Origin of the sequence: Coprococcus sp. RTP21281st1_F1_RTP21281_210402 (assembly GCF_040915325.1) — a bacterium.
In the GTDB taxonomy this organism is placed as follows: domain Bacteria; phylum Bacillota; class Clostridia; order Lachnospirales; family Lachnospiraceae; genus Coprococcus; species Coprococcus aceti.
In genome coordinates this window covers 310,741-324,759 of record NZ_JBCPDQ010000001.1, presented here as the reverse complement: position 1 = coordinate 324,759, position 14,019 = coordinate 310,741, and the positions used below count along the sequence as shown (strand labels likewise).

The window sequence follows — 14,019 nt, the reverse complement described above, 5'->3', positions numbered from 1 at the left end:
GCTGATAATATTTGAACGTTTAATACTGTGTGGGTGATTGAATCTAAAGGTGGATTAGTGTTATTATTATGGAAGTGCGTAGAAGGTATCAGAAAGGAGGTCCTGTATTATGGAGAGTGATTATATTATTGAAGATACAGACATCAGGCGTCTTATTGTGAAAGCGGTAGAGGCGAGAGATATGGCATATGCCAGGTACTCACAGTTTAAGGTTGGGGCAGCACTCCTGGCGGGCCGGGAGAATTCTTCATATGCAGATGAAGTCGTTGGCAGAGAGACAGACAGCCGCGATAGAAATGTGAATGAATACAGAGTGTTCACGGGCTGTAATATAGAAAATTCCTCGTATGGTGCAACTATATGCGCAGAACGTGCAGCGGTGTGTAATGCAGTGAGTAGTGGCTATAAAGATTTCAAAGCGATTGCTATTGTCGGTGGCCTGAATAGTACAGGGATAAATGGAATAACATATCCATGTGGGATATGCAGACAGGTGCTCTCGGAATTTTCTGCGGATATGTATGTTATCGCAGCACGTTCAGAGGATGATTACGACATGAGAAGATTGTCAGAGTTTCTTCCGGCTTCGTTTGGTGCCGGACAGATGGAATAGTGAGCGTTGAAAATTTATATAGAAGGAGAATATGAATTGGGAAATATCAAAGATTTAAAGGCTTACAGAATAGTTGAGGAGAAGGATCTACCGGAGGTACATGGCAAGGGATATGTGCTGGAGCATATAAAGACAAAGGCAAGGGTTCTCATCATTGAGAATGACGATGTGAATAAGGTGTTCAATATAGGTTTCAGGACACCTCCATATGATGATTCAGGAATACCTCATATAATTGAGCACTCAGTGCTTTGTGGTTCAAAGAAATATCCGGTAAAGGATCCATTTGTTGAGCTGGCAAAAGGTTCTCTGAACACCTTCCTAAACGCCATGACTTATTCAGACAAGACGGTATATCCTATAGCGAGCTTCAATCAGAAGGACTTTGAGAACATCATGAGTGTGTATCTGGATGCAGTGTTCTATCCGGATATCTATATACATGATGAGATCATGAAGCAGGAGGGCTGGCACTACGAGCTTGACTCTGTGGACGGAGACCTGAAGTACAACGGAGTTGTGTATAATGAGATGAAGGGCGTGTACTCAAGTCCTGAGTCGATTATGTACAGAGAGATAGAGTCATCACTCATGCCGGACACTCCATATGGCAATGATTCAGGCGGTGATCCGGTATCCATACCTACACTCACCCTTGAGAGATTCAGAGATTTCCACAGGACATATTATCATCCATCGAACAGTTATATTTATCTGTATGGTGACTGTGATATGGCGAAGGAGCTGGAATTTATAGATGAGGAGTATCTGTCACATTACGATTACAAGGAGATAGATTCAGCGATCCCTCTTCAGAAGCCATTTGACGAGATGAAGGATATCACTAAGGAGTACTCCATAGCTGATACTGATCCAGAGGAGAACAATTCCATACTCACATACAGCAAGATAACAGGGCTCAGCACCGAAAAGAAGAAGGTTACAGCCCTTGAAATACTTGAGTACGTGCTCATGGATGCGCCGGGAGCTGTCCTGAAGAAAGCTCTGACTGATGCGGGTATAGGCGAGGAGGTCTACAGCTCATTTGACAATGGCTGTCAGCAGACCACATTCTCTATCATAGCAAGAGGCGCGGATAAGAACGATAAGGACAGATTCATAAAGATAATAGATGATACATTTGAAGAACTCAGCCATGGTATAGATAAGGATGCGGTTGAGGCTGCAATCAACAAGTTTGAGTTCAAGCACAAGGAGGCCAATTTTGGAAGGTTTCCTAAGGGACTTATGTACGGACTGGATGCATTTAACAGCTGGCTGTATGACGATACCAAGGCACTCATGTTTTTTGAGATGAATGATGTGTATAAGGAGCTGAGAGAGGATCTTCAGAATGGATATTTTGAACAGATCATAAAGGAATGTTTCATTGACAATACATTTGGCCTGTATCTCACTATGAATCCAAAGAAGGGGCTTGACAAGGAGAACGAGAAGAAGATCGCTGATGAGCTGGCTGCATACAAGGCTACACTCAGTCGTGAGGAGCTTGAGAAGATTGTGGAGGATACAAAGGCACTCAAGGAGTATCAGGCAACCCCTTCATCAGCCGAAGATCTTGCCAAGGTTCCACTTCTGTCGATAGATGACATTGACAAAGAGGCTGAAAAGCTTAAGAATGTTGAATCTGAGATTGGCGGACTTTCAGTTGTAAGCCACGATATATTTACAAACGGTATAGGATATCTGAGGTTCTATTTCAATATAAATGATATAGATAATGACCTTGTGCCATATCTTGCTGTGCTGTCATGCCTGTTTAAATATATTGACACAGAGAAGCATACCTATGGACAGCTTTCAAATGAGATAGACAGTAATATAGGTGGAATAGAATTTGATATGGTTGGATATGCCAGTGACACGGATATCAAGAAGTTCTTTTACGTGTCAATGAAGGCACTCTATGAGAAGCTTCCATATGCCGTTGAACTGATGAAGGAGATTATGTTCTCATCTAAGATCGATGACAGGAAGAGACTGAAGGAGCTCCTGACGGAGGAGAAGTCCAGCATGAAGAATGGCATGGCTGCATCGGGACATGTGACCGCATACACAAGAGCCATGTCCTATATAGATGAGGGAGCAAGATTCACGGATGAGACCTGTGGAATCGCTTATTATGAATTCCTGTGTGACATAGTGGATCACTTCGATGAGAAGTACGATGACTTCATTGAGAAGCTTCAGTATGCCCTTGCAGAGGTACTCAGAAAGGGGGCACTTACGGTTTCATATACAGGAAATGAGGACGTGACAGATCTGCTTGAGGAATCATTTGCGGACTTTGGCATGGCACTCTCTACAAGACCTGCACATAAGGATGTGAAGCCTTTTGAGAAGGATCTCAAGAATGAGGGCTTCAAGACAGCCAGCCAGGTTCAGTATGTTGCCATAGCGGGTAATTTTGAGGATGCGGGATACAAGTACGACAGCTCACTGAGCGTTCTCAAAATCATATTCTCATATGGTTATCTGTGGGAAAATGTCCGTGTGAAGGGCGGCGCATATGGTGCCATGTGCTCATTCCTCAGGAATGGAACCTGCTATATGAGCTCATACAGAGATCCAAACCTCATGGAGACATATGACATATTCAAGAATGCATATAAGTTCGTGGAGAACTTTGAGTGCTCAGACAGAGATATGACCAAGTATATCATTGGAACCATGGCTCAGATAGATGCACCGACGACTCCTGTTGCGGAGGGTATAAGCCATATGGCGAGATACTTTATGGGAGTTACAGATGAACAGATCCAGAGAGAGCGTGATAAGATCCTCTCCACCGACAGAGATGCCATCAGAGCCCTTGCACCACTTGTGAAGGCTGTTACGGATTCAGGAATCATCTGCGCCATCGGCGGAGAGAGCAAGATAGAGGAGAATAAGGACAACTTCAAGGATGTACTTGCGATTTTCTAGGTATAGCCGACAGTCGATATAATGAGCGCAAGTGAGTGGGCGTGCTTGCATGACTTGCGAGCGGCGAATTAGGGTCATGACATAGTAAAGCTAGATGCGTATGCGTAGGTTAGCCTGCGCATGCAGGATGAAGGAGATATATGAATAAAGAATACAAATCAGGCTTCGTGTCCATCATAGGCAGACCAAACGTTGGAAAGTCGACACTTATGAACAGACTGATAGGACAGAAGATAGCGATAACAAGCAACAAGGCGCAGACCACGAGAAACAGGATACAGACCGTGTATACCAGCGATAAGGGACAGATTATCTTCCTGGACACACCGGGAATAAACAGGGCGAAGAACAAGCTTGGAGAGTACATGCTCAAGGTTGCTGAGAGTACGCTGGATGAGGTCGATGTGGTTCTCTGGATAGTTGAGGCCACAACATTTATCGGTGCAGGAGAGCGGTATATCATAGAACAGCTCCAGCATGTAAAGACACCTATAATTGTGGTTGTGAACAAGATAGACAACGTGGAGGAGAGCAAGGTATTTGAGGCGATAAATACCTATAAAGATGCCTGTGACTTTGCGGAAATAGTTCCTGTGTCGGCATTAAAGGGCAAGAACACAGATGAGCTCATAGATACCATTATGAAGTATCTTCCGTATGGACCACAGTATTATGATGAGGACACGATCACTGACCAGCCGGAGAGACAGATAGTTGCCGAACTCATCAGGGAGCAGGCGCTCCGTCAGCTTGATAAAGAGGTTCCCCATGGTATTGCAGTTGTGATTGATTCCATGAAAGAGAGACCGGATGGCGGCCTGATCGATATCGATGCGACAATCATATGTGAGAGGGACTCCCACAAGGGAATCATCATAGGAAAGCAGGGCGTCATGCTGAAGAAGATCGGTACTCATGCGAGATATGGAATAGAGAGACTTCTTGACACCAAGGTCAATCTGAAGCTTTGGGTAAAGGTCAAGAAGGACTGGAGAGATACAGATACATTGCTAAGGAACTTTGGGTTTAGAGACGAGTAGTGTGTGCAAACAGGATCGGTAAATGTGCAGTTGCTGCGGGCAGTGCATAGTTTGCCGATCTTGTCATGTTAAATTTGTTATGGAGGTGGATATACAATTGAGAGAAGAAGTAACATTGCATGGAATTGTACTGTCCAGCAGCCTCCAGAGCGAATATGACAGGAGAATGGTGGTCCTCACCAAAGAACGGGGCAGGATCACAGTATTTGCAACAGGTGTGAGGAGAGGAACGAATCCGCTCCAGTCCAAGACACAGATGTTTGTCATGGGAAGTTTTACATTGATCCCGGCGCGGGATTCATACAGGCTTGTGAATATAGATGTGGATGAATATTTCCATCAGCTCACCATGGACATAGATGCATACTGTTATGCATCGTATTTCTGCGAGGTCATGGGCTTCATGACCCATGAGGGAGACAGGGCAGCAGATTACCTCAATCTTCTGTATGTGAGTCTTAAGGCTCTGGAGAAGGGGCAGATGCCAGCAAAGCTCATCAGGTGCGTGTACGAGATAAAGCTTATGGATGTGTTCGGACAGGGAATACAGAGCTTCCACTGTCCGGTATGTGGCAAGGCTGAGGTGTCAAATGTATTCGATGCAGCATCGGGTGGACTGCTCTGCGATGGATGCAAAGGCCGGGCAAAACATCCGCTTCATCTATCTGATGACGCAGTATACACGATACAATACATAAATGGTGCACCGCTTGGCAAGATGTACAACTTCAATGTGTCAGATCCTGTACTGGCGGAGATACAGCTAGTGTCGAAGCAGTTCATGGATATGTATGTGGACAGGAAGTTCAAATCGGTGGAGATCATAGACTCGCTGCCATGAAAAAAAGAAGAGAATCCTACATGACGTGAGATTCTCTTCTTTTTGTATATTACCTGTCTAAAATACAAATCACAGAGAGTGTATTATTTTAGAGAACGCCTTCATCGCGCCGGGAAGTTTTTCATATGGTATGGCGCTGAAACCAAACAGAAGCTGGTTCTCAGGACAGAGATTCTTTCTTATCCAGAATGGTTCTGTGGAGAAGATTCGTATGCCTTTCTGTTCAAAAGCTGATATGAGCTCTGTCTGGGTAAGCTTTGAGTTCTTAACCTCTGCCACAAAGTGGAGACCGGCTCCGGCACCATACATGATCACATCATCTTCAAGATTCTGTTTCACATAATTCAATATATAATCATGCTTCTTTTTATAGTGATTCTTCATGGCGCCTATGTGGCGCTGATAATTACCACTCTGTATAAATTCAATAAGTGCAAGCTGCAGAACCGTTGGAACTGTGCAGTTGGTGTGTGAATAACTGGATTCATATGCCTTCATCAGATCTGCTGGAAGCACCATATATGATATTCGAAGATCCGGTGACATGGATTTGGAAAATGTCCCGAGATATATAGTGTGGTCGCTGTTATCGATGGATTGCAGGGATGGAATTGGTCTGCTTTGGTATCTGAGCTCGCTGTCGTAATCATCCTCGATGATATAACTTCCCGATTGAGCCGCCCACTCTATGAGCTCTAGCCTCTTGCTGATAGGCAATATGCTTCCCATAGGGAATTGGTGGGATGGGGTCACATATAACAGCGTGTCTCTGAGCCTCTGTATATGGTCTATTGATACACCGTCATTCTCAAGAGGTATGGGGATGATCCTGAACGGACTCTGGCTGACGATCTCCCATGTTCCGTTGTAGCCAGGGTCCTCTATGGCAAATGAATAGTCTGACGGACTGAATATATGCGTGATTATATCTATTGATCTCTGGTGGCCGCTCGTGAGAATGATCTGCTCCGGTGTGCAGTTTACACCTCTGGACATGTACAGATATTCGGTGATAAGACTGCGGAGGGTGTAACTTCCCTGTGACATCTGGTAGGAGGCGGTATCGGCCATGGATATCATGTCCCAGGCGTTCATAAGGCATTTGCGCCATGCCCTGGAGTGATAGCAGTTGTAGTCCAGATTGCCGTAGCTGAACGTGTAGTCAAATGTCTTTCCTGATTGTCTGGAAGAATGCTGTATATTGTGGCTTTGTCTTGGCTTTTTGTCCGGAGAAAATGCAGAGATGTTCTCAACATAGTAGCCTGAGCCTGTCACGGAGCGTATATATCCTTCAAGTTCAAGCTGGTTGTAAGCAGATACTACTGTGTTGCGGCTCAGTTTATGTTCGGCGGCTAGCTGCCTTGTTGCAGGGAGCTTTTCACCTGCAGCATAGTGCTCATTAAGTATCTCGGATTTCATTTGTTCATATAATTGTTCGTATAGAGACTTATCGGAGGCCTTGTCTATTGATATCATTTCCGTGTTCCTTTCCTGCATATTATAAGCGTTAAAAATACCTTGTATCATTGGATATTTGCGTATTACTTGATTTGTTCATATTCCAATACTGCAAATTGGAACTATAAAAATACTTGAAATTGGAACTTTAGAAAGAACCAATCTGGTGCTATTATACAAGAGTCATAGCGAGTAAGCAATAAGAAGAAGTCATAAGGTGATGTCTGACGGCACAAATTATAGTAGCTTTGTATAAATAATATTACAAAATATGCCGTGAACCTTGCAAAAATATTTGAATGAGTATAAAATAAGGCGGATAGAGTGAAAAAATGCAAATTCGAATATGATTTGGAGGATTACAATGGAAAAGACATTAGACAAGATCGTTGCATTGGCAAAGAGCAGAGGATTTGTTTATCCAGGTTCAGAGATTTACGGTGGTCTCGCAAATACATGGGACTATGGTAATCTCGGAGTTGAACTCAAGAACAATGTTAAGAGAGCATGGTGGAAGAAATTCATCCAGGAGAACCCTTACAATGTAGGAGTTGACTGTGCTATCCTTATGAACCCACAGACATGGGTTGCTTCAGGCCACCTTGGAGGATTTGCTGATCCTCTTATGGATTGCAAAGAGTGTCATGAGAGATTCCGTGCAGATAAACTTATAGAGGACTTTATGGCTGAAAACGGAGTTGTTCCAGAGGGCGCAGTAGACGGATGGAGCAACGAGCAGATGGAAGAGTACGTTGAGAAGAACAATATCTGCTGTCCAACATGTGGTAAGCACAACTTCACAGGCATCAGACAGTTCAACCTTATGTTCAAGACATTCCAGGGTGTAACTGAGGATGCCAAGAACACTGTATACCTGAGACCGGAGACTGCACAGGGTATATTTGTCAACTTCAAGAATGTACAGAGAACTTCAAGAAAGAAGGTTCCATTTGGAATTGGCCAGATAGGAAAGTCATTTAGAAATGAGATAACACCTGGTAACTTCACATTCAGAACAAGAGAGTTCGAGCAGATGGAGCTTGAGTTCTTCTGCAAGCCGGGTACAGATATGGAGTGGTTTGAGTACTGGAGAAGCTTCTGTATCAACTGGCTCAAGGATCTCGGAATCAAGGATGATGAGATGAGAGCCCGTGACCATTCACCTGAGGAGCTTTGTTTCTACTCCAAGGGAACAACAGATATCGAGTATTTATTCCCATTTGGATGGGGTGAGCTCTGGGGAATCGCTGACAGAACAGATTACGATCTGACACAGCACCAGAATACATCAGGAGAGTCCATGGAGTACTTCGATGACGAGACAAAGGAGAAGTACATTCCATATGTAATCGAGCCATCACTTGGTGCTGACCGTGTTACACTGGCATTCCTGTGTGCTGCATATGACGAGGAGAACATCGGAACAGAGGAGAAGCCAGACATCCGTACAGTCCTTCATTTCCACCCACAGCTTGCACCGGTTAAGATCGGTGTGCTTCCACTTTCCAAGAAGCTCAACGAGGGTGCAGAGAAGATTTATGCAGAGCTTTCAAAGTACTACAACTGTGAGTTCGATGACAGAGGCAACATAGGTAAGAGATATAGAAGACAGGATGAGATAGGAACACCGTTCTGTGTAACATATGATTTCGATTCTGTTGAGGATGGAGCAGTCACAGTTCGTGACAGAGATACCATGGAGCAGGAGAGAGTCAAGATTGAAGATCTGAAGGCTTACTTTGAGAAGAAATTTGAATATTAATTGATGGTGTGACCGGAGATAATACGGGACACTGAATTACAGGAGGCATTAAGATGCATAGTAAAGAGTTATTTTCAGAATACGAGGCAAATGTAAGATCGTACAGCAGAAGTTTCCCAGAGATATTTACAAAGGCCAAGGGAGCCAAGATGTATGACGAGAATGGTAAGGAGTATATAGACTTCTTCGCAGGAGCAGGCGCGCTGAACTATGGTCATAACAATGATTATATAAAGGAGAAGGTTATCGATTACATCCAGAGCGATGGAATCATGCATTCTCTTGACATGATGACAGCACCAAAGGCTGAATTCATCGAGTTTTTTGAGAAAAAGGTCCTTGAGCCTAGAGGACTTGATTACAAGATCATGTTCGCAGGTCCTACAGGAACAAATGCAGTTGAGTCACTCTTAAAGCTTGCACGTAAGGTCAAGAAGAGAGAGATGATCTGGGCATATATGGGTTGTTTCCATGGTATGACACTTGGCTCAATATCACTTACAAGTGATGCTGCAAGCCGTGCAGGAGCAGGCGTTGGACTTGACAACGTATACCACATTCCAGCTCCTTACATGTTCCCAGAGCTTGATACGATCAAGTTCATGCAGACACTTCTTGATGACGATCATTCAGGTGTTGAGAAGCCTGCAGCAATCTTTATCGAGACAGTACAGGCAGATGGTGGTGTAAATGTATTCTCAGTAGAGTACCTCAAGGCACTCCGTGAGTTCTGTGATAAGAACGATATCCTTATGGTTGTTGATGACGTACAGGTAGGCTGTGCAAGAACAGGTACATTCTTCTCATTTGAGAGAGCAGGAATCAAGCCTGATATGTTCTCACTTTCAAAGTCAATCGGCGGATACCCATTCCCTATGGGACTTGCAATGTTCAAGCCGGAGTATGATCTCTGGAAGCCGGGTGAGCATTCAGGTACATTCCGTGGAATCCAGCTCTCAATGGTAGCTGCAAAGGCAGGACTTGAGTTCATGCTTGACAACAACATCGAGGCAGAGACAAGACGTAAGGGCGAGATAGTTAGAGAGTATCTTGAGAAGAATATAGACGGCGATCCAAATGTAATTGCAACACGTGGTATCGGACTCCTCTGGGGCGTAGAGGTTAAGGACGATGCAACAGCAGGTGCCATCACAGCAAGAGCTTTCAAGAAGGGTCTTGTAATAGAGAGAGCTGGCCGTGACAACGCGGTCATCAAGATCATGCCACCACTTATCATCTCAGATGAGGATCTTATTGCAGGTCTTGATATTCTCAAGGCAGCTATTGATGGTGAGTAATTTGTAATTTAATGAGCATTGTGACAGTTGTAATTGCGCAAGACTGATATAATGCGAATATCCACATGAAGCCGATAGGCGACATGATATAAAGTTAAACATAGGCTGCGGAGTTTTCCGCAGCCTATGTTTTTGATGGGTGGATATGGTTGTGCGGGCAGTTTGGAAATTGTATCTTTTGTGTTAGAAAAGTGGTTGTTGGATACAATTTTTTCGCCTTTTAAGGACATTTCCAGAAAAATAACACAAGGAATTAATAGATTGCATCTTTACGAATAAAATTGCTCAAAAGGAGATAATTTTGTGGCATTATAGGCGTAAAAAACAAAAAAGATACACTAAATGTGACTGTTCAGAGCCAACCTCCAAAATGCTACGCATTTAGTCGGTGTGGCGTATCCGCCAAATAAAATTTCAAAAACAGTCTTAAAAATGCAAGCATTTTACACCTGTTTTATGAAATTTTGCTTGGCTCTGAACAGTTGCCACAAAATATAGAAAAAAGAGTTTGCTAATGTTGACATATATGTTATAATCAGTCTAGCGCGTGTGGAGACTTCACGGGGACTTCACACCATGAAATATAAAGTTTACGTAGGAGGTAACAAACAAATGGCAAACAAGTGGGTTTATATGTTTAGCGAAGGCGACATGACCATGCGTAATCTTCTCGGTGGTAAGGGTGCAAACCTTGCTGAGATGACAGCAATTGGTCTTCCAGTTCCACAGGGTTTCACAATTACAACAGAGGCTTGTACTCAGTACTATGAGGATGGCCGTAAGATCAATGACGAGATCATGGCTCAGGCTATGGATGGCGTTAAGAAGATGGAGGAGATCAACGGCAAGAAGTTCGGAGATCTTGAGAATCCATTACTTGTATCAGTTCGTTCAGGTGCAAGAGCATCTATGCCAGGTATGATGGATACAATCCTTAACCTTGGTCTTAACGATGACGTTGTTGCTGCTATGATAGCACACAACCCAGATCCAGCATTCGAGCGTTTCGTATACGATTCATACAGACGTTTCATCCAGATGTTCTCAGACGTTGTTATGGAAGTTGGTAAGAAGTACTTCGAGCAGCTCATAGACAAGATGAAGGAAGAGAAGGGTGTTAAGTTCGATGTAGAGCTTACAGCACAGGATCTCAAGACACTTGCTGAGCAGTTCAAGGCAGAGTACAAGAACCAGTTAGGAACAGATTTCCCTTCAGACCCAGTTGAGCAGTTAAAGTTAGCTATCGAGGCTGTATTCCGTTCATGGGATAACCCACGTGCGAACGTATACAGAAGAGACAACGATATCCCTTATTCATGGGGTACAGCAGTTAACGTAATGCCTATGGTATTCGGTAACCTGAACAATGAGTCTGGTACAGGTGTTGCATTTACTCGTGACCCTGCAACAGGTGAGAAGAAGCTTATGGGTGAGTTCCTTATCAATGCACAGGGCGAGGACGTTGTTGCCGGTGTTCGTACACCAATGCCAATCGCTCAGATGGAGCAGGAGTTCCCAGATGCTTATGCAGAGTTCATCAAGGTTTGTGAGACTCTTGAGAATCACTACCATGATATGCAGGATATGGAGTTCACAGTTGAGAACAAGAAGCTTTACATGCTTCAGTGTAGAAATGGTAAGAGAACAGCTCAGGCAGCTCTTCAGATCGCTTGTGACCTTGTTGATGAGGGACATAAGACAGAGGAAGAGGCAGTTGCAATGATCGATCCTCGTAACCTTGATACACTTCTTCACCCACAGTTTGATGCAGCAGCTCTTAAGGCAGCTACACCAATGGGCAAGGGACTTGGCGCTTCACCAGGTGCTGCTTGTGGTAAGATCGTATTCACAGCTGACGATGCTGAGGCATGGGCAGCTAGAGGCGAGAAGGTAGTTCTTGTACGTCTTGAGACATCACCAGAGGATATCACAGGTATGAAGTCAGCACAGGGTATTCTTACAGTTCGTGGTGGTATGACATCACACGCTGCAGTTGTTGCCCGTGGTATGGGTACATGCTGTGTATCAGGTTGTGGCGATATCGTTATGGACGAGGAGAACAAGAAGTTCACACTCGCTGGCAAGGAATTCCATGAGGGAGATTACATCTCAATCGATGGTACAACAGGTAACATTTACGATGGAGTTATCAAGACAGTTGATGCTCAGATCGCAGGAACATTCGGCCGTGTTATGGCATGGGCTGATAAGTATAGAACACTTAAGGTTAGAACAAATGCAGATACACCAGCAGATGCTAAGAAGGCACGTGAGCTTGGTGCAGAGGGTATCGGTCTTTGCCGTACAGAGCATATGTTCTTTGATCCAGAGAGAATCGCAGCATTCCGTGAGATGATCTGCTCTGATACAGTAGAAGAGAGAGAGGAAGCTCTTAATAAGATCCTTCCATATCAGCAGGGAGACTTCAAGGCTCTTTATGAGGCACTTGAGGGTAACCCAGTTACTATCAGATTCCTGGATCCACCTCTTCATGAGTTCGTTCCAACAGAGGAGGCTGACATTGAGAAGCTTGCTGCTGCTAAGAACAAGAGCGTTGAGGAGATTAAGGCACTTTGCAACTCACTCCATGAGTTCAACCCTATGATGGGTCACAGAGGATGCCGTCTTGCTGTAACATACCCAGAGATCGCTAAGATGCAGACAAAGGCTGTTATCCGTGCAGCAATCGAGGTTCAGAAGGAGCATCCAGATTGGACAGTTGAGCCAGAGATCATGATCCCACTTGTATGTGAGGTTAAGGAGCTTAAGTACGTTAAGAAGGTAGTTGTTGAGACAGCTGACGCTGAGATCGCTGCTGCTGGCGTAGATCTTAAGTATGAGGTTGGTACAATGATCGAGATCCCAAGAGCAGCTCTTACAGCTGATGAGATCGCTAAGGAAGCTGACTTCTTCTGTTTCGGTACAAACGACCTTACACAGATGACATTCGGATTCTCAAGAGATGATGCTGGTAAGTTCTTAAATGCTTACTATGATGCTAAGATCTTCGAGAACGATCCATTTGCTAAGCTTGATCAGACAGGTGTTGGTAAGCTCATGGATATGGCAGTTAAGCTTGGTAAGCCAGTTAATCCAAAGCTTCACATCGGTATCTGTGGTGAGCACGGTGGAGATCCTTCATCAGTTGAGTTCTGCCACAAGATTGGTCTTGATTATGTATCATGTTCACCATTCAGAGTACCTATCGCTAGACTTGCTGCTGCTCAGGCTGCAATCGCTAACAAGTAGGATTCGTACGAACAGAACTTGTAAGTAATTAGCTTAATAAAGACAATATGAGTCCCTGTAATTGCCATGAGGTGGTTACAGGGACTTTTTTGTAAAAAATATGCATATCAAAAAGGAGAAATCAATAGCCGATACTTGATTATATTATGTACTGATGATATTGTGGTCTATGGAAATTAAACATAGGAAGAATATATAATGAATGAAAGAGATGTAGAAATTAGTAAAAGAGAAGCTAAGAAGAAGGAACGTAGGTCGAGAAAGGACAAGCTTGCAATAGAGAAGAGAATACTTCGTCTGTCTTTTATGGGAAGTGTCTTCTTCATACTTGCGGAGGGCGTGATGGCATGGTATACCCATTCACATTCGCTTTGGACGGACTGCCTGTTCGACTCCGCAGATCTGGTCATGATAGGACCATTTATGGTGCTGGTTCCGCTTCTGTATAAACCTGTGACAGAGAAACATCCATATGGCTATGCCCAGGTGGAATCACTTTTCCTCCTTGTGAAGTACAGTGTATTACTTGCACTCACATGTAATCTCATGGTTGAGAATATAAAGCTGTTGTTTCATGGTGGACATGAGGTAGATGCGGGGAGCATAGCGGTATTCGAATTTCTTGTATGTGTATGTTGTGCGGTTATGTATGCGATACTCGGTCATTACAGTAAGAAATATGAGTCTACAACTATCAAAGCGGAGCTGTATATGTGGAAGCTTGACGTAATAAGCAGTATGGGAGTTGCTGTAGCATTTGCGGTACAGACTGCTCTGTTGCATACAAACCTGCGTTTTATTACCCCTTATAT

The 14,019-nt window shown here is 44.0% G+C and carries 9 protein-coding genes; 8 read left to right on the top strand and 1 reads right to left on the bottom strand.

Features of this window, described 5'->3' with window-relative positions:
• Positions 1-109 precede the first annotated feature (109 nt).
• From AB5150_RS01500 to recO, 4 genes are all read left to right on the top strand, one after another.
• Positions 110-613, top strand: coding sequence for a cytidine deaminase (locus tag AB5150_RS01500; RefSeq protein ID WP_349092632.1), 504 nt, complete (start codon positions 110-112; stop codon positions 611-613).
• Positions 614-649: 36 nt separating this feature from the next.
• On the top strand, positions 650-3,559 hold the full coding sequence (locus tag AB5150_RS01495) for an insulinase family protein (protein WP_349092634.1): 2,910 nt from the start codon (positions 650-652) through the stop codon (positions 3,557-3,559).
• Between the two features lie 140 nt (positions 3,560-3,699).
• Positions 3,700-4,599 (top strand): GTPase Era, encoded by a 900-nt coding sequence (gene era / locus AB5150_RS01490; protein ID WP_015534137.1) that lies wholly within the window; start codon positions 3,700-3,702, stop codon positions 4,597-4,599.
• Between the two features lie 97 nt (positions 4,600-4,696).
• Positions 4,697-5,440 (top strand): DNA repair protein RecO, encoded by a 744-nt coding sequence (recO, locus tag AB5150_RS01485; RefSeq protein ID WP_022216007.1) that lies wholly within the window; start codon positions 4,697-4,699, stop codon positions 5,438-5,440.
• Positions 5,441-5,509: 69 nt separating this feature from the next.
• Here the strand turns inward: recO and AB5150_RS01480 are convergent, their stop codons facing one another.
• A complete protein-coding gene (locus AB5150_RS01480) occupies positions 5,510-6,916 on the bottom strand; it encodes a PLP-dependent aminotransferase family protein (protein WP_022216006.1) in 1,407 nt (468 codons plus the stop codon).
• Positions 6,917-7,262: 346 nt separating this feature from the next.
• On the opposite strand from AB5150_RS01480, the gene AB5150_RS01475 reads away from it, so the two are divergent.
• The 4 genes from AB5150_RS01475 to AB5150_RS01460 form a co-directional block, all read left to right on the top strand.
• Positions 7,263-8,660: a glycine--tRNA ligase gene (locus AB5150_RS01475; protein WP_022057995.1), complete on the top strand. Its 1,398-nt coding sequence runs from the start codon at positions 7,263-7,265 to the stop codon at positions 8,658-8,660.
• A 53-nt stretch (positions 8,661-8,713) separates the two neighbouring features.
• Positions 8,714-9,958, top strand: a complete 1,245-nt coding sequence (locus AB5150_RS01470) for an aspartate aminotransferase family protein (RefSeq protein WP_022216005.1) — start codon at positions 8,714-8,716, stop codon at positions 9,956-9,958.
• A 612-nt stretch (positions 9,959-10,570) separates the two neighbouring features.
• The gene (gene ppdK / locus AB5150_RS01465; protein ID WP_015534133.1) at positions 10,571-13,207 is read left to right on the top strand and encodes a pyruvate, phosphate dikinase; all 2,637 of its coding nucleotides are present in this window, start codon (positions 10,571-10,573) and stop codon (positions 13,205-13,207) included.
• Positions 13,208-13,405: 198 nt separating this feature from the next.
• The coding region (locus AB5150_RS01460) for a cation transporter (RefSeq protein ID WP_368291082.1) at positions 13,406-14,019 on the top strand (614 nt) is incomplete at its 3' end.